Annotated in this window: 18 protein-coding genes; 14 read left to right on the forward strand and 4 right to left on the reverse strand. The window is 71.8% G+C overall.

Translation table 11 applies throughout. The features are described 5' to 3' along the window. The 4 genes from GWI24_RS23960 to GWI24_RS23975 form a co-directional block, all read left to right on the forward strand. Positions 1-495: MarR family winged helix-turn-helix transcriptional regulator (locus GWI24_RS23960; RefSeq protein ID WP_210947974.1), on the forward strand; the 495-nt coding region annotated here is incomplete at its 5' end. A 92-nt stretch (positions 496-587) separates the two neighbouring features. Then, positions 588-1,784, forward strand: a complete 1,197-nt coding sequence (locus GWI24_RS23965) for an argininosuccinate synthase (RefSeq protein WP_210947975.1) — start codon at positions 588-590, stop codon at positions 1,782-1,784. A 113-nt stretch (positions 1,785-1,897) separates the two neighbouring features. Next, entirely contained in the window at positions 1,898-3,328 is a 1,431-nt protein-coding gene (gene argH, locus GWI24_RS23970) for an argininosuccinate lyase (RefSeq protein WP_044568639.1), read from the forward strand. A gap of 95 nt (positions 3,329-3,423) precedes the next feature. Then, positions 3,424-4,413: an aldo/keto reductase gene (locus GWI24_RS23975; RefSeq protein ID WP_210947976.1), complete on the forward strand. Its 990-nt coding sequence runs from the start codon at positions 3,424-3,426 to the stop codon at positions 4,411-4,413. Positions 4,414-4,657: 244 nt separating this feature from the next. Here the strand turns inward: GWI24_RS23975 and GWI24_RS23980 are convergent, their stop codons facing one another. Together GWI24_RS23980 and GWI24_RS23985 are read right to left on the reverse strand one after the other, a co-directional pair. After that, positions 4,658-5,464 carry an alpha/beta fold hydrolase gene (locus GWI24_RS23980; protein ID WP_247616804.1) on the reverse strand — a complete coding sequence of 269 codons (807 nt, stop codon included), beginning with the start codon at positions 5,462-5,464 and terminating at the stop codon, positions 4,658-4,660. Between the two features lie 399 nt (positions 5,465-5,863). Continuing rightward, a complete protein-coding gene (locus GWI24_RS23985; protein WP_020867138.1) occupies positions 5,864-6,538 on the reverse strand; it encodes a 1-acyl-sn-glycerol-3-phosphate acyltransferase in 675 nt (224 codons plus the stop codon). A gap of 261 nt (positions 6,539-6,799) precedes the next feature. Here GWI24_RS23985 and GWI24_RS23990 point away from each other — a divergent pair, with 261 nt between their 5' ends. The 3 genes from GWI24_RS23990 (at position 6,800) to GWI24_RS24000 (ending at position 9,234) form a co-directional block, all read left to right on the forward strand. After that, positions 6,800-7,963, forward strand: coding sequence for a glycerophosphodiester phosphodiesterase (locus tag GWI24_RS23990; protein ID WP_210947978.1), 1,164 nt, complete (start codon positions 6,800-6,802; stop codon positions 7,961-7,963). 122 nt (positions 7,964-8,085) lie between these two features. Next, positions 8,086-8,607: a sigma-70 family RNA polymerase sigma factor gene (locus GWI24_RS23995; RefSeq protein ID WP_210947979.1), complete on the forward strand. Its 522-nt coding sequence runs from the start codon at positions 8,086-8,088 to the stop codon at positions 8,605-8,607. 123 nt (positions 8,608-8,730) lie between these two features. After that, positions 8,731-9,234 carry a GNAT family N-acetyltransferase gene (locus tag GWI24_RS24000; RefSeq protein ID WP_210947980.1) on the forward strand — a complete coding sequence of 168 codons (504 nt, stop codon included), beginning with the start codon at positions 8,731-8,733 and terminating at the stop codon, positions 9,232-9,234. Between the two features lie 32 nt (positions 9,235-9,266). Here the strand turns inward: GWI24_RS24000 and GWI24_RS24005 are convergent, their stop codons facing one another. Beyond that, on the reverse strand, positions 9,267-9,722 hold the full coding sequence (locus GWI24_RS24005) for a hypothetical protein (protein WP_210947988.1): 456 nt from the start codon (positions 9,720-9,722) through the stop codon (positions 9,267-9,269). A 16-nt stretch (positions 9,723-9,738) separates the two neighbouring features. Then, on the reverse strand, positions 9,739-10,107 hold the full coding sequence (locus tag GWI24_RS24010; protein WP_210947981.1) for a hypothetical protein: 369 nt from the start codon (positions 10,105-10,107) through the stop codon (positions 9,739-9,741). 148 nt (positions 10,108-10,255) lie between these two features. Here GWI24_RS24010 and GWI24_RS24015 point away from each other — a divergent pair, with 148 nt between their 5' ends. The 7 genes from GWI24_RS24015 to GWI24_RS24045 form a co-directional block, all read left to right on the forward strand. Continuing rightward, complete coding sequence (locus GWI24_RS24015) at positions 10,256-10,903, forward strand: HAD-IA family hydrolase (protein ID WP_210947982.1); 648 nt, start codon at positions 10,256-10,258, stop codon at positions 10,901-10,903. 401 nt (positions 10,904-11,304) lie between these two features. Next, positions 11,305-12,360 (forward strand): methionine ABC transporter ATP-binding protein, encoded by a 1,056-nt coding sequence (locus GWI24_RS24020; RefSeq protein ID WP_210947983.1) that lies wholly within the window; start codon positions 11,305-11,307, stop codon positions 12,358-12,360. Beyond that, positions 12,357-13,145 (forward strand): methionine ABC transporter permease, encoded by a 789-nt coding sequence (locus tag GWI24_RS24025; protein ID WP_210947984.1) that lies wholly within the window; start codon positions 12,357-12,359, stop codon positions 13,143-13,145. The genes GWI24_RS24020 and GWI24_RS24025 overlap by 4 nt, the downstream gene beginning before the upstream one ends. Positions 13,146-13,237: 92 nt before the next feature. Then, positions 13,238-14,062 carry a MetQ/NlpA family ABC transporter substrate-binding protein gene (locus tag GWI24_RS24030; RefSeq protein WP_182469703.1) on the forward strand — a complete coding sequence of 275 codons (825 nt, stop codon included), beginning with the start codon at positions 13,238-13,240 and terminating at the stop codon, positions 14,060-14,062. Positions 14,063-14,261: 199 nt separating this feature from the next. Beyond that, positions 14,262-14,909: a GNAT family N-acetyltransferase gene (locus tag GWI24_RS24035; protein ID WP_210947985.1), complete on the forward strand. Its 648-nt coding sequence runs from the start codon at positions 14,262-14,264 to the stop codon at positions 14,907-14,909. A gap of 296 nt (positions 14,910-15,205) precedes the next feature. Further along, a complete protein-coding gene (gene cbiE, locus GWI24_RS24040; protein ID WP_210947986.1) occupies positions 15,206-16,459 on the forward strand; it encodes a precorrin-6y C5,15-methyltransferase (decarboxylating) subunit CbiE in 1,254 nt (417 codons plus the stop codon). A 280-nt stretch (positions 16,460-16,739) separates the two neighbouring features. Further along, positions 16,740-17,032: hypothetical protein (locus GWI24_RS24045; RefSeq protein WP_210947987.1), on the forward strand; the 293-nt coding region annotated here is incomplete at its 3' end.

The following is a 17,032-nucleotide window of genomic DNA, read 5'->3' on the forward strand; positions in this document are numbered from 1 at the left end:
CACTCCGCCGCGGACATCGCCATGGCCTGGCAGCGGGAACGCCCGGGCGCCCCCACGGAGTCGATCGAGATCGTCACCCCCATCTGGTGGCTGGGAAAGCTCTTCGCCGATGACCGCGACCGGGCGCTGCGGGCGGCGGGGATCGACGCGGCCACCCTCGATCTGCTGTCCGTCATCCGCCGCTCCGGCCCGCCCTACGCCCTGAGCACGCGCGAGATCGCGCGCCGGACCCTGGTGACCGCCGGAGCGATCTCGCAGCGCGTCGCCCGGGCCGAGCGGGACGGCCTCGTCGTGCGCAGGCCCGGGACCACCGGCCGTCGCACCGTCCTGGTGTGCCTGACGGCCGAGGGCCACGCCCTCATCGAGCGGTCCGTCGACACCGTGCTCGGCCGTGAGGCCAGGCTGGTACGCGGTCTCTCGGACGAGGAGCGCACGGTGCTCGCCGGGCTGCTGGCCAGGCTGATGGCTGACGTCCGGCGGCGTACGGAGCGGTGACCGGGTGAGGATCCGGCGCCCGCCGCTTTGACGAAACATACGGTCCAGTGCATACTCATGCAGAGAAGCGCATGGATCGTGAGGAGGCACCCGTGACCGAGCGCGTCGTACTCGCCTACTCGGGCGGCCTGGACACCTCCGTCGCCATCGGCTGGATCGCCGAGGAGACGGGTGCCGAGGTCATCGCCGTCGCCGTGGACGTCGGCCAGGGCGGTGAGGACCTGGACGTCATCCGCAAGCGCGCGCTCGCCTGCGGGGCGGTCGAGGCGGAGGTCGCGGACGCCAAGGACGAGTTCGCCGAGGAGTACTGCCTTCCGGCGATCAAGGCCAACGCGCTGTACATGGACCGCTACCCGCTGGTCTCCGCGCTGTCCCGGCCGACCATCGTCAAGCACCTGGTGGCCGCCGCCCGCGAGCACGGCGCCGGGACCGTCGCCCACGGCTGCACCGGCAAGGGGAACGACCAGGTGCGGTTCGAGGCGGGCATCTCCTCCCTCGCCCCCGATCTGACCTGCATCGCGCCGGTCCGGGACTACGCGATGACCCGGGACAAGGCGATCGCCTTCTGCGAGGCCAAGGGCCTGCCGATCGCGACCACCAAGAAGTCCCCGTACTCGATCGACCAGAACGTCTTCGGGCGGGCCGTGGAGACCGGCTTCCTGGAGGACATCTGGAACGCGCCGATCGAGGACGTCTACGAGTACACCTCCAACCCGGCCGCTCCGCGCGAGGCCGACGAGGTGGTCATCACCTTCGAGAAGGGCGTCCCCGTCGCGATCGACGGCGAGCGCGTCACCGTGCTCCAGGCCATCCAGCGGCTGAACGAGCGGGCGGGCGCGCAGGGCGTCGGCCGGATCGACATGGTCGAGGACCGGCTCGTGGGCATCAAGTCGCGGGAGGTCTACGAGGCGCCCGGCGCCATCGCGCTGATCACCGCCCACCAGGAACTGGAGGCCGTCACCGTCGAGCGCGAGCTGGCCCGCTACAAGCGGCAGGTCGAGCAGCGCTGGGGCGAGCTGGTCTACGACGGCCTGTGGTTCTCGCCGCTCAAGCGGGCCCTGGACGGATTCATCGCCGAGGCGAACGAGCACGTCTCCGGCGAGATCCGGATGACCCTGCACGGCGGCCGGGCCGTCGTCACCGGACGGAAGTCGCAGGCGTCGCTCTACGACTTCAACCTGGCGACCTACGACACCGGCGACACCTTCGACCAGTCGCTGTCCAAGGGCTTCATCGAGATCTTCGGGATGTCCAGCAAGATCGCCGCGAAGCGGGATCTGCGGCAGTAGCCTGCCTACCAGCGTCAAGCCCGCGTACCCGACGTACGCGACGCGTCACGAGCCGCCTCCCCGCCCCGCGGCGGGGAGGCGGTCGCACACCCACAGCCGACAGGAGCAACAGCGTGAGCAACGGCAACAGCGGCGACGTCCGGCTCTGGGGCGGCCGCTTCGCCGACGGCCCGTCCGAGGCACTGGAGAAGCTCAGCGCCTCCGTGCACTTCGACTGGCGCCTGGCGCCGTACGACATCGCCGGATCCCGTGCCCACGCCCGGGTGCTGCACACGGCGGGGCTGCTCACCGCCGATGAGCTGGAGCGGATGCTGGCGGGCCTGGACCGGCTGGAGGCCGATGTCGCCTCCGGCGACTTCACCGGCACCATCGCCGACGAGGACGTCCACACCGCCCTGGAGCGCGGACTGCTGGAGCGGCTGGGCCCGGACCTCGGCGGCAAGCTGCGGGCCGGACGGTCCCGCAACGACCAGATCGCCACCCTCTTCCGGATGTATCTGCGCGACCACGCCCGGATCGTCGGCGGGCTGATCGCCGACCTGCAGCAGGCTCTGGTGGGGCTCGCGGAGGCGCACCCGGACGTGGCGATGCCCGGCCGTACGCACCTCCAGCACGCCCAGCCGGTGCTCTTCGCCCACCATGTCCTCGCCCATGTCCAGGCGCTGTCCCGGGACGCGGAGCGGCTGCGGCAGTGGGACGAGCGCACCGCCGTCTCGCCGTACGGCTCGGGCGCGCTGGCCGGGTCCTCGCTGGGTCTTGACCCGCAGGCGGTCGCGGCCGACCTCGGCTTCGAGCGGGGCTCGTCCGCCAACTCGCTCGACGGCACGGCCTCCCGTGACTTCGTCGCCGAGTTCGCGTTCATCACCGCGATGATCGGCGTCGATCTGTCGCGGATCGCGGAGGAGATCATCCTCTGGAACACGAAGGAGTTCTCCTTCGTGACCCTCCACGACGCCTTCTCCACCGGCTCCTCGATCATGCCGCAGAAGAAGAACCCGGACATCGCGGAGCTCGCCCGCGGCAAGTCCGGGCGGCTGATCGGCAACCTCACCGGGCTGCTGGCCACGCTCAAGGCCCTGCCGCTCGCGTACAACCGCGACCTCCAGGAGGACAAGGAGCCGGTCTTCGACTCCTGCGACCAGCTGGAGGTGCTGCTCCCGGCCTTCACCGGGATGATGGCCACGCTGACCGTCAACCGCGAGCGCATGGAGGAGCTGGCCCCGGCAGGGTTCTCGCTGGCCACCGACATCGCCGAATGGCTGGTGCGGCAGGGCGTGCCGTTCCGGGTGGCGCACGAGGTCGCGGGGGAATGCGTCAAGGAGTGCGAGCGGACGGGCATCGAGCTCGATCAGCTCACCGATGAGCAGTTCGCCAAGATCTCGCCGCATCTGACGCCGGAGGTCCGGAGCGTCCTCAATGTGCAGGGCGCGCTGGCCGCGCGCGGCGGCCGCGGCGGCACCGCCCCCGTCGCGGTGCGGGCCCAGCTCGCGGAGGTCAAGGAGGATCTGGCCGCCCAGTACGCGTGGGCGGGCGCCAAGCGCTGACGCGGAAAGACGGTCGGGGAAAGACGGTCGGGGAAAGACGGTCGGGGAAAGACGGTGGGGGAGAGACGGGAAAGGGAGAGGTGGGGACCGGAACCATGGGTGTCGAACGTCTCGCGGAGATCGCTGCCCCCGGGGCGGGGGCGGCCCGGATCGGGCTCGGCCTGGCCGCGGTCGGCCGCCCCGCCTACATCAACCTCGGCCGGGACCGTGACCTCCCGGCCGAGCGCCCGGTCGAGGTGATGCGGCGGCGCAGCCATGAGCTGCTGGACGCCGCGTACGCCGCCGGGGTGCGCTATCTGGACGCGGCGCGCTCCTACGGCCGGGCCGAGGAGTTCCTCGCCGACTGGCTGCTGGAGCGCCCGGACGCCGCGCGGGACGTGGTCGTCGGCTCCAAGTGGGGCTATACGTATGTCGCCGAGTGGCGTACGGATGCCGAGACCCACGAGGTCAAGGACCATGGCGTCGAGACCTTCGAGCGGCAGCGCGAGCTGACCGACGCGCTGCTCGGCGACCGGCTGGACCTCTACCAGATCCACTCGGTGACCCCCGAAAGCCCCGCCCTCACCGACTCCGAACTGCACGCGCGGCTGGCGGGGCTCGCCGCGGAGGGCGTGACGGTCGGCGTGTCCACCAGCGGTCCGCGCCAGGCCGAGGCGATCCGTGCCGCGCTGGCCGTGGAGGTCGACGGCCGGCCGCTCTTCCGTACCGTCCAGTCCACCTACAACCTGCTGGAGCCCTCGGCCGGGGCGGCGCTGGCCGAGGCCCATGCGGCGGGCCGGGCGGTCATCGTCAAGGAAGCCGTGGCCAACGGCCGGCTCACCGAGGCGGCCGAGCGGCTTCCGGAGGCCCTGCGCCAGGTGGCCGAGGCGATGGGCGCCACTCCGGACGCCGTCGCGCTGGCCGCGGTGCTGCACCGCCCCTGGGTGACGGTCGTCCTCTCCGGCGCCGCCACGACGGACCAGCTGCGGTCCAACCTGGCCGCCGCCGATCTCCGCCTGGACGAGTCGCGGCTGGCCCGGCTGGAGGGGTTGGCCGAGCCCCCGGAGAGCTACTGGCGGCACCGCTCGGGGCTGCCCTGGGCCTGACCCGGTGCGGGGCCGTCGGTCCCCTGGCGCTTCCAGCCCGGAGACGCGGCCAGGAGGTGTCCGGGGGACCACGCGGCGGAGCCGCATATCGATGCTTCCCCCTTCCCGCAACCTCGATATGCGGCTCCGCCGCGTGGAGGGGCTTCGCCCCTGGACGCCGGGGTTAAGGGGCGGAGCCCCAGTTGTGGGAAGGGGCGGGGAGGGGAACAGCCCGCCGCAGGCGTCACGATCCGCCGGACACCCGCTACAGCAGGCTCAGGAACGAACGGACCGCGCGGTTGTACGGCCGGGGCGCGTCGTCGTGGATCCAGTGACCGCACCCGGCGAACTCGCGGAGCCGCGTGTTGGGGCGGCGGGTGGCCATCTCATGGGCGTGGCCCGGCGGCAGCAGCGAGCTGTGCTCGCCGCGCATCAGCAGCGCGGGACAGGACGAGCCCAGCCAGTCGTCCCAGAAGTCACCGCACATGGCCTGCTGGGACGCCATCATGTGGCTGGGCTCGAACAGCAGCCGCCAGCCGCCCGATTGCGGGTCCGGTTCGGCGCTGTCCAGGAAGTACGAGGCGTCCGGGATGCCGCGGGACTCTATGGCGGCGCGCAGCTTCTCCCGGTCCACGGCCCAGGTCGGCCACCCGGAGACATCGAGCACCGGATGGCTGACCACCGGACGGTCCGTCACCGCGCCGATGTCCTCGACGACGAGCGCGCTCACCAGATCCGGATGGCGGGCGGCCAGCGCGTACGCGCCGACCGCGCCGGTGGAGTGGGCGACGACCGGGACCGGGCCAAGACCCAGCTCCCGCAGCAGCGCGGCGGCGTCGGCCACGTACTCGTCCAGTGTGAAGGGGCCACCGCCGCCGGTCAGCCCGTGCCCCCGCTGATCGAGGGCGATCACCCGCCGTTCGGGGGCGAGGGCGGCGGCCAGCGGCGCGTACATCCGGCCCCGGCCGAAGTGGCCGTGCAGGGCCAGGACCGGGTCGCCCGGTCCGCCGAAATCGGTCACGGCGAACCGCCGACCGCGCAGTATCACGAAGTCGGGGGAGGGCACGGTCATCGTGGTCACCCGCGGCACCATAGTGGCCGGGCCCGATGGTGACCAGCGGGTAGCGGAATCAGGCCTTCCGCAAATCTGGTGACCCGCGACACCGGCCGGAGCGTCGGCTCACCGGACCGCGAGGCGGCGGTTACGCCCGAACGTATGGCGCCCGGCCGCTCGTCCGTGCGACCAAACCCCAGCGGTTCGCCGGACCAAATCGCGGCGCCCCGGACAAATCCCGCCGCGCCCCGGACAAATCCCGCCGCGCCCCGGACAAATCCCGCGGCGCCCCGGACACAAAGCCGCGACGGCCCTGATAACACTCGCCGCGCCCGGACACAAAACCGCGGCGGTCGGAACAGCGGCGGTCGGAACACCGGACCGCCGCGGCTCGCCCGAAACATCAGCCGTCAGCCGTCATGCGGCCGACTTCGCCTTCGTGGCGTAGATGTCCACGTACTCCTGCCCCGACAGCCGCATGACCTCGCTCATCACCTCGTCGGTCACGGCCCGCAGCACATAGCGGTCGCGGTCCATGCCCTCGTAGCGGGTGAACTCCAGCGGCTCGCCGAAGCGGACCTCGACCTTGCCCGGCCGCGGCAGCCCCTTGCCGCCCGGCTGGATCCGGTCGGTCCCGATCATCGCGAACGGCACCACGGGCGCGCCGGTCATCAGCGCGAGGCGGGCGATACCGGTGCGGCCGCGGTAGAGGCGGCCGTCGGGGGAGCGGGTGCCCTCGGGGTAGATGCCGAAGACCCTGCCCTCCTCCAGCACCCGGCGCCCCGTCATCAGCGCCGCCACGCCACCGCGTCCGCCGTCCCGGTCCACCGGGATCATGCCGACGCCGGTGAAGAACCAGGCCATCAGCCGGCCCTTGAGGCCCTTGCCCGTGACGTACTCGTCCTTGCCGATGAAGAAGACCTGACGGTCACAGACCAGCGGCAGGATCATCGAGTCGATGAAGGTGAGATGGTTCCCGGCGAGGATCACCGGGCCCGAGCCCGGAATGCCCTCGGCCCCCTCGACCCGTGGGCGGAACATCAGGCGCATCAGCGGACCGAGTACTGCCTTCAGAAACGCGAATCGGGACACGGGCCCTCCGGTCGGGGTCAAGGTCTGGGGCGCACCTCGTACGGTCCGTCAACCTCGTACCGCACCCGAGCGCCGATGAGGACGATACTCGCCGGTCGCGCTCCGGCGCACACCAGGTTCACCCACCTGGTACGCGTTGTTGACCCGCGTTACCCATGCGTTTCGCCCGACGTCTCCCGTAGGAAAGCCGTCCACGCCTACCATCAGGCCGGTCTCTGACGGGATTTGACAGGTGTTGAACACCACATCAAGGAGTGCTGCATGGAGCGGGAGCAGAAGCCCGGACGGCGCGCCCTGCTGGGGGCCGCGGCCCTCGGCGCGGGAGCGATGGCGCTGAGCGGTGCGGGCACGGCGACGGCCGCGGGGACGGAGACCGCGCCGGGCGCGGCCGCGGGAACGTCCAGCAGGGGCCATGAGCTGCCGGTTCCCACCGTGATCGGCCACCGTGGCGCCAGCGGCTACCGGCCCGAGCACACGTTCGGCTCGTACCAGCTCGCCCTGGACATGGGCGCGGACATCATCGAGCAGGACCTGGTCCCCACCAAGGACGGCCATCTGGTCTGCCGCCACGAGAACGACATCACGGCCACCACGGACGTCTCCGCCCACCCGGAGTTCGCCGACCGCAAGACCACCAAGACGGTCGACGGCACCAAGCTCACCGGCTGGTTCACCGAGGACTTCACCCTCGCCGAGCTGAAGACGCTGCGCGCCAAGGAGCGCATTCCGGGCAACCGCCAGCGCAACACCCTCTACGACGGCCGCTGGGAGGTGCCCACCTTCGAAGAGGTGCTCCAGTGGGCCGAGCGCGAGGGCCGCGAGCGCGGCCGCCGGATCTGGCTGTATGTGGAGACCAAGCACCCCACCTACTTCCGCAAGCTCGGCCTCGGTCTTGAGGAGCGGGTGGCCAAGCTGCTCCGCCGCTACGGCCGCCACCGCGAGGACTCGGCGCTGTTCCTCCAGTCCTTCGAGCCGAGCAGCATCCAGCGGCTGCGCAAGCTGGTGGACACCCCGGCCGTCGTGCTGCTGTCCACCATCGACAGCAGGCCCTGGGACTTCGTCGAGGCGAACGACCCGCGGACGGTCGCGGACCTGGTCAAGCCCGAGGGGCTCAAGTGGATCGCGAGCTACGCTCAGGGCATCGGCCCGGATCTGTCGGTCATCATCCCCCGGACGCCGGACGGCAAGCTGTCCACGCCGACCAGCGTGGTGAAGGACGCGCACGCGGCGGGGCTGATCCTGCACCCGTACACCATGCGCAACGAGAACACCTTCCTCCCGGCCGACTTCCGCCGCGGCAGCGACCCCAACGCCTACGGTGACGCTTTCGGGGCGTTCAAGGCATACTTCGCGACCGGAATCGACGGAATCTTCTCCGACAACGCGGACACCGCGCTGCTCGCTGCGGCGGACTTCCGCAAGTGATCCGTCCGTGAGAGGCGGCGGCGGGGGCGCGAGCGTCAAGGCGCGGCCCCGCCGCTTCCCCGGTCGGGTGAGACCACAGTCACCCGGCAACCACCCCACGACCGGCCCTCGTCCCGCCCGGCATGGACCTTGTGAAGCAGCTGGGCCCGTTGCTGGCCGCCGAAGCGGCGGCCGAGGCACACGGCGTCGGCGTCGAGCCCGCCGAACTCGAACAGGCCGTCTGGCTACGGCTGCTGGAACGCACCCGGGACGCCGGACCGCCACCCCACCCCGCCCGCTGGCTGCGCTGCGCCGTACGGGCCGAGGTGCGCGGGGCCAGGCGCCGGGCGCGCCGCGAGGTGCCGTACGACCCGATGGCCGGCGGCCCGCCCAGCGGCCCCGAGCCGCGGCCGGCCGAACACGCGGTGCTGGCCGCGGAGACCCGCCGGACGCTGCGCGCGGCGGTGCGGCGGCTGCCCGGGCGCTGCCCCGCGCTGCTCGCGGCGATGCTCTCCGGCGCCGATCCGACGTATCGCGAAATCGCCGGTCAGTTGGGAATGTCACAGGGCAGTCTGGGGCCGGTACGTTCCCGATGTCTGGGTTGCCTGCGCAGAATGCTCACGGCGGAGGTTGCGGCTCCTGAACCGTGGGGAAAGGAGCGATAGACAATCGGCGCCTCGGAGGCGGACGCCGACCACGCGGCGCCTCCACCCAGGCCATGAACCCCCGGTCGCACTCCTACCCTCGACGCGACCGGTGGACTGACGACATAGGGGAGGCATGCGCACATGGGCATGAGCGTGACCATCTCCGCGGCGACCGCGGACGACGCCGAGCAGATCCTGAAGCTGCAGTATCTGTGCTACCAGGCCGAGGCGGAGCTGTACGGCGACTATTCGATCGAACCGCTGACGCAGTCGCTCGACGACCTGCGCGCCGAACTGAGCGAGGGCTGTGTGCTCGTCGCCCGGCTCGGCGCGGAGGTCGTCGGCTCGGTCCGCGGGGTCGTCGACGACAAGGGGACCGCCGCCATCGCCAAGCTGATCGTCCACCCCCGGATGCAGCGGCACGGCCTGGGCGGACGGCTGCTCGCGGCGATCGAGGAGCGGCTCTCCGAGGAGCGGGCCGCCAAGCGGTACCGCCTGTTCACCGGCCACCGCAGCGAGGGCAATCTGCGGCTGTACCGCCGCTACGGCTACGCCCAGGTGGGCACCGAGGAGATCAACCGCCGGCTGAGCCTGGTCACCCTGGAGAAGGACGCCACGGCCGCGGCGTACGCCGCCAGCGCCTGACGCGGGACGCAGGGCCGCGGGCCCGCCGGGCGTCAGCCCCGGCGGGCCTTCCGCAGCCACAGCAGGCCCGTGACCGGCAGGAAGATCGGGATGAACAGATAGCCCATCCCGTAGTCGGACCACACCGTCTGGTCCGGGAAGGCCGACGGGTCGGCGAGGGTCCAGGTGCCCACGGTCAGCACCCCCACCAGCTCCAGCGCACAGCAGACGAACGCCGCCTTACGGGCGCCCTCGCCGCCGCGCACCAGCGAGACCGTGATGAACGCGTACACCACGGCGGAGACCGCCGAGAGGATGTAGGCGAGCGGGGCCTCCTGGTACTGCGCGATCAGCTGGTAGACCGAGCGGGACGCGGCGGCCACCGTGAACACCCCGTAGAGCATCACCAGCAGCCGCCCCGGGCCCTGACCGAGCCCGGTGCGCGCAGCGGATTCCGGTTTTCCGGCCGCCTTCTCGGCCGCTTTCCCGGCCGCCGAGTCCTCGGTCATCGACGCCTCCCGTGATTCAGCCACCGACGCCTCCCCAGATGTCGTAGAGCCGCACCTCGAGCACGGCCAGCACCACGGCCGCCGCGGAGACCGTCGCCGACCCCCAGCGGGTCCGCTCCGTCAGCGACATGAACGCCGCGATCGGCACCGCGAGCGCCGAGCCGATGAGATACGCCACGAAGATGGCCACCCCCTGCTGGGGGTCGGCCCCGCCCGCCAGCCGGACCACTCCTATGACCAGCTGCGCGATCGCCAGCAGGGCCACCACGGCCATGCCGATGAAGTGCCAGTCCTTGGTCGGCTGGTCCCGGTAGGCGGCGAAACCGCACCACGCGGCGAGGAGGAGCGCGGTCACACCGAGCGCGACCGTCAGCGCGTCGATCAACGGGACCTCCGCGCGGTGCGGCGGCGCACCCGACGGCGGCGCACACAGGGAGTGACAAGCATGGGACGAGGGTAATCGGCCCGGCCCGGCGCACTGCGCTCGGCCCCGCGCCCGAGGGCCTCCGCCACCCCCACGTACGCTGCGGCTCATGAAGCTCTCCGCTGACGCGCTGTTGTTCGACAACGACGGGACCCTCGTCTCGTCCCTGGACTCGGTCCTGCGCTGCTGGACCCGCTGGGCCGAGGAGCAGGGGATCGCGGCGGAGGAGTTCGCCCGGGTCGAGCTGCACGGCCGCCCGGCCGACGACATCATCGCCGATCTGCTCCCCGCCGACCGCGCCCCGCGGGCCCGGGCGCGCATCGACGAGCTGGAGCTGGAGGACGTACCGGGCGGGGTGAAGCTGCTCCCCGGCGCCGCCGAGCTGCTGGCGGGGCTGCCCGCCGGGCGCTGGGCCGTGGTGACCTCCGCCAACCGCGAGCTGGCCGAGGCCCGCCTCGCCGAGGTGGCGATCCGTCCGGGGACGCTGATCAGCGCCGATGACATCACCCGTGGCAAGCCCCACCCCGAGCCGTTCCTGCTGGCCGCCGAGCGGCTCGGAGTCGACCCGGCACGCTGTGTGGTCTTCGAGGACGCCCCGGCCGGGCTCGCGGCGGGCCGCGCGGCCGGGATGCGGACCGTGGCATTGGCCACAACGACCGACCGGGCGGAGCTGGTCGCCGATGTCGTGGTCGAGGACCTGTCGGCCGTGTCCGCGCAGGTCTCCGACGGGCGAGTGGAGATCACCTGCCGGGTCTGAACCGGGTCCCGGCCACCCCGCCGACCGTCCACGGACCGAGCAGCTCTGTCCGTTATACGGACGCCCTTGATGGGTCCCTGCCGGTGTCTGTTTTACTTGCAGCCATGACCACGACGAGCTGCCGCATCCCTGCGACCGAGGCGATCCCCACGCCCGGTGCTCGTTGTCGGTGTCGAATGTGTGACTGCTGAGGGCCCCCGCCTGAGCCTCGCGCCCCGAAGCGAGACCCGCTGAGCCGGATCCGTGCGTCCATCGCGCCGGACCGCGCCGCCCCGCGTCACCGGAACCCGAACCCCGCCCACACACCGGGCATGCCCTCGGGTTCACCCTGCCGCGTTCCGAAATGAACGACCGTGCCCGGCGGCACCAACCGCCGTGCACTCAACAGTGACGGAAACCCTGTGATCACCACCACGGACCTGACCAAGGTCTACCGCTCACGAGGCCGCGAGGTCACCGCCCTCGACGGCGTCGATCTGCATGTCCGCGAGGGTGAGGTGTACGGCGTCGTCGGCCAGAGCGGCGCCGGGAAGTCCACCCTCATCCGCTGTGTCAACCTCCTGGAGCGCCCCACCTCCGGCACGGTCAGCGTGGCCGGCCAGGACCTCACCGCGCTCGCCGGGCGGGGACAAAGGGCCGGGTCCGCGCTGCGCCAGGCCCGCAGCCGTATCGGCATGGTGTTCCAGCACTTCAACCTGCTCTCCTCGCGCACCGTGCGGGACAACGTCGAGCTGCCCCTGGAGATCCTCGGCGTCTCCGGCAAGGAGTGCACCCGCAAGGCCCTGGAGCTGCTGGAGCTGGTGGGCCTCGCAGACAAGGCGAAGGCGTACCCCGCGCAGCTCTCCGGCGGCCAGAAGCAGCGCGTCGGCATCGCCCGCGCGCTCGCCGGCGACCCCAAGGTGCTGCTCTCGGACGAGGCGACCTCGGCGCTGGACCCCGAGACCACCCGCTCGATCCTCCAGCTGCTGCGCGACCTCAATGAGCAGCTGGGCCTGACCGTGCTGCTCATCACCCACGAGATGGACGTCGTCAAGACGATCTGCGACTCGGCCGCGCTGATGCGCGACGGGCGGATCGTGGAATCCGGCAAGGTCAGCGAGTTGCTGGCCACGCCCGGCTCCGAGCTGGCCCAGGAGCTCTTCCCGGTCGGCGGGGTGCCCTCGGGCGATGACCGCACGGTCGTGGACGTCACCTTCCAGGGCGAGGCGGCCACCAAGCCGGTCATCTCCCAGCTGTCCCGTACGTACAACATCGACATCTCGATCCTCGGCGCCGCCATGGACACCGTCGGCGGCCATCAGGTCGGGCGGATGCGGATCGAGCTGCCCGGCCGGTTCGAGGAGAACGTCGTCCCGATCGGCTTCCTGCGGGAGCAGGGCCTCCAGGTCGATGTGGCGGCCATCGCCGACGGCCCGCGCGCGAACCCGACCCCGCTGCTCAAGGAGGGCGCCAAGTGACCTGGTCCGAGATGGAGCCCCTGCTGGAGCAGGCGTGTTGGGACACCCTCTACATGGTCGGCTGGTCGGCGCTGATCGCCGTCGCCGGCGGACTGCCGCTCGGCGTGCTGCTGGTCCTCACCGACCGCGGCGGAGTGCTCCAGAACATCGTGGTGAACAAGGTCGTCGGGCAGATCGTCAACATCGCCCGCTCGATGCCGTTCATCATCCTGATGGTCGCCCTGATCTCCTTCACCCGCGCGATCGTCGGTACCACCATCGGCCCCGAGGCCGCCATCGTGCCCCTGGCCATCGGCGCCATCCCCTTCTACGCGCGGCTCGTGGAGACCTCGGTGCGCGAGGTGGACGGCGGGCTGGTGGAGGCCGTGCAGTCGATGGGCGGCTCCACCTGGACGGTCGTCCGCAAGGTGCTGCTGCCCGAGTCGCTGCCGTCGCTGATCTCCAGCGCGACCACCACGATCGTCGCGCTCATCGGCTACTCCGCGATGGCCGGCACGGTCGGCGCCGGTGGCCTCGGTGACCTGGCGGTCCGCTACGGCTATCTGCGGTTCGAGACCAAGCTGATGTGGATCACCGTCGCCATCCTCGCGGTGGTCATCGCCATCATCCAGTTCGCGGGCGACCTCGCCGCCCGCGGCCTGTCGCACCGCGGCCGCTCCTCGGTCGCCCCGCGGCTGGTGCTGCTGCGCGGCGGCGCGTCCCGGGCCGGGAAGCCCGCTCCGGTGCCGGAGCAGCGGGCCGCGCCCGCCGAGATCGAGTCCGTGGAGCCCACCAAGGTCCCCTGAGCCCCCACACCCCCGCACTCCGTACCACCCCGCTCGTATTCCGCTTCCGCACCCGCGGCGGATGCGTGCGCCCTCGAAGAAAGGCACTTTTCGTGCGTAACACCACCAAGACCGTCACCACCGTCCTCGCCGCCGGAGCGCTCGCCCTCGGTGCCGCGGCGTGCGGCGCCCCGGGTTCGTCGGACGACAAGAACGGCGCGCTGGTCGTCGCCGCGAGCCCCGTCCCGCACGCGGAGATCCTCAACTACGTCAAGGACCACCTGGCCGACAAGGCGGGTCTCAAGCTGGAGGTGAAGGAGTTCACCGACTACAACACGCCGAACCTGTCCACCCAGGACGGCTCGGTCGGTGCCAACTACTTCCAGAACCAGCCGTTCCTCGACGACTTCAACAAGAAGAAGGGCACCGACATCGTGCCCGTCGTCACCGTGCACCTCGAGCCGCTCGGCCTCTACTCGCACAAGGTGAAGAAGGCCGACGAGCTCAAGAAGGGCGCCACCGTGGCCGTCCCGAGCGACACGGTCAACGAGGCCCGCGCGCTGAAGCTGCTGGACGCCAATGGCGTCATCAAGCTCAAGAGCGGCGTCGGCAACGAGGCCACCCCCAAGGACATCACCGCCAACCCCAAGGGCCTGAAGTTCAAGGAACTGGAGGCCGCCCAGCTGCCGCGGTCGCTCGACGACGTGGACGCCGCGGTCGTCAACGGCAACTACGCCATCGAGGCGCACCTCAAGCCCGCCAAGGACGCCATCATCCTCGAGTCGCCCAAGAACAACCCGTACGCCAACTTCCTGGCCGTGAAGAAGGGCAACGAGGACGACCCGCGCGTGAAGAAGCTGGCCAAGCTCCTCACCTCCCCGCAGGTGAAGAAGTTCATCAAGGACCAGTACCAGGGCTCCGTGCTGCCGTCCTTCTGATCCCGCGGCACACACCGTCACCACCGCAACGAATTCGCCAACGTTTCCCGCCCGCCGGCGGATCCCCGAGGCTCCGCGTCCGGACCACAACCGGATGCGGAGCCTTCCGATTCACCCCCCGTGCTGCATTTCCCCTGGGTGATGCTGCATGCTGGGCCTTTCCACAGCCCAGACAACGACCCCGGTTACGGAGCGGCGCATGACATCCACCTTCCCGGACATCTCCATCAGCACGGAACGGCTGGTGCTGCGCCCGTTCGAGGAAGCGGACATACCCGCGCTCGCGGACATGATGAACGACGAAAGCGTCATCGCCTGGACCCGGGCGCCCTATCCGTACAGCCTCGGCGACGCCCGCGACCAGGCGCTGCGGCTCGCCCCGGCGGAACGGACCACCGGCCGCGGAATCGTCTTCGCGGTCGCCGAATTCCTCACCCAGCGGCTCGTCGGCATCGTGCATCTGCGCAATACCGACTGGCGGCTGCTGGCCACCGAGGCCAGCTATATCGTCGCCCACTGGGCGCGCGGTGAGGGGTATGCCTCGGAGTCGGTGCTGGCCGTGGCCCGCTGGCTGTTCCAGGACCAGAAGTTCGAGCGCCTGGAGCTGCGCACCGCCGCCGGAAACACCGCCGCCCAGCAGGTCGCCCAGAAGGTCGGCTGCATCAGCGAGGGCGTATTGCGCCACGCCTGGATAGCCCGCACCCAGACGGAGGACGGCGGCTGGACCGATCTGCGCACCGACCTCATCGTCTGGAGCCTGCTCGCCGAGGACCTCGACGGTGCCCCCGACCGGATCTCCGGGCCCGACGGCTTCGGTGTCTACCCCAGCTACTCCGACTGGGGCTGACACCCCCACCGCGCCCCGGCCGGGGCGGACATCCGGCGCATTCGCGCCGTCCGCGCCCTCGGCGCACCACCCCAGCGCCCGCCCCCGCTCCGGCGGTCCGGACCAGCCGGGGTACTCTCTGTCCGCGCTGAGCACCCGCGCCTCGGCGGCGTCCGGGGCCGTGACCCGCGCATCCGCGGCGCACCGGCCGCGACCCGCCCGTGGACCCTCATGGGCACCCCACCGCGACGCATCCGCACCCCACCGCGACGCGACCGACAGACCCGACCCGCCACACATAGGGGAGAACAAGGACGATGGCCGACCGCGTCACGGTGATCGGTTGGGACGGCACCCCGCTCACGGACGCGGCCCGCTCCGCCCTCGGCGCGGCCACCCTCGTGGCCGGCGCCGCCCATCACCTGGCGCTGCCCGAAGTCCCGCCCGGCGCCGAGCGGATTCGGCTCGGCAGCGTGGACCTCGCGGCCCGCAGGATCGCCCAGCACCGCGGCTCCGCCGTGGTCCTGGCCGACGGCGACCCCGGCTTCTTCGGCGTCGTCCGCGCCCTGCGCGCCCCCGAGCACGGGCTCGAGGTCGAGGTCGTCCCCGCCGTCTCCTCCGTCGCCACCGCCTTCGCCCGGGCCGGGATGCCCTGGGACGACGCCCAGGTCGTCGTCGCCCACAGCCGCGATCTGCGCCGCGCGGTCAACGTCTGCCGCGCCCACACCAAGGTCGCCGTCCTCACCTCGCCCGGCGCGGGGCCCGCCGAACTCGCGCTGCTGCTCGGCCCGGTGCACCGCACCTTCGTCATCTGCGAGGCCCTGGGCACCGAGCGCGAGCAGGTCACCGTGCTGACCTCCGACAAGGCCGCCGACCACGCCTGGCGCGACCCCAACGTCGTCATCGTCATCGGCGGCTCCGGCATAGCGCCCGTCCGCGGCGGCTCGTCGGCCGGTGCCGCCCGCGGCGCGCTCCAGAGCGGCGGCTGGATCGCCGGACGCGAGCCGGGCTACCCGGGCACCGTCCGCGGCTGGGCGCTGCCCGGCCCCGCGTACGGGACCGCGCTGAGCGAGAGCGAGTCCCCGCAGCTGCGCGCCCTCCAACTCGCCCGCGTCGGCCCCCGCCTGGGCGACCTGGTCTGGGACATCGGAGCGGGCAGCGGCGCGGCGGCCGTCGAGACCGCCGGGTTCGGCGCCGCCGTCATCGCCGTCGACCGCGACCCGGACGCCTGCGAGCGCGCCGCCACCCTGGCCCGCCGCTTCGCCGTACAGCTCCAGGTGGTCCAGGGCGTCGCCCCCGAGGTGCTGGAGGACCTGCCGGAGCCGGATGTGGTGCGGATCGGTGGCGGGGGCGCGCCCGTGGTCGCCGCGTGCGCCGCGCGCCGCCCCGAGCGCATCGTCACGCAGGCAGCGACCCGGGACGAGGCGGAGGCCATCGGCGCGGCGCTGGAGGACGGCGGTTACGCCGTCGAATGCGTGCTCCTCCAGTCCGTCGAACTGGACACGCGGGGCTGGACCGAACGGGAGCGCGCGGTCGCCTTCATGCTGTGCGGCCACCGCCCGCACCAGTGATTTTGTCCTTGTGACGTTCGCCCCGAGCTTCGCCCCGGTGACCTGCTCGGGGCAGTGCGCGGGGTAGGCTGGCGGATCGTTGTACTGCCTTCACCGCTGCCCGGCGTTCGGCGCTTTATTGGCCAAAGGCCGGAATGTGCCCCTCCCTTGGCGGGGCCGCGGTAGGCAAGCCTCGGGCGTGTCTACGTGCCGCGCACGGCGCATGCTCGTTCTTGCTCAGGGGGCTTGCTCTCGGCGGTAGGCGGTTGGAAGGAGCACTAGCGATGGGCGAGGGGTACGCATGACCGACACCGGCCAGGTCCCGGGCGAGGGACTGCCGGAGAACGCAGGCGGACGACTCGGACACCCGCACCCGGCGGATGTCCATGCCCCGCCGGCCGACGCCGGTTACATCGAGCAGCCGCAGCCCGGTGTCCCTCCCGGCGCCGCCTACACCTTCCTCGACGGGCCCGAACACGTGGGCGAGGAGGACGACCTGCTGCTGATGCCGGGCGCCCAGGGCGCCTGGAGCGAGCAGCAGGCCCAGTACCAGACCGGGGCGTACGAGGCGGGTGTGCTCGACCCCGCCGCGTA

It is taken from the genome of Streptomyces sp. MK37H (assembly GCF_018035285.1).
GTDB lineage: Bacteria > Actinomycetota > Actinomycetes > Streptomycetales > Streptomycetaceae > Streptomyces > Streptomyces endocoffeicus.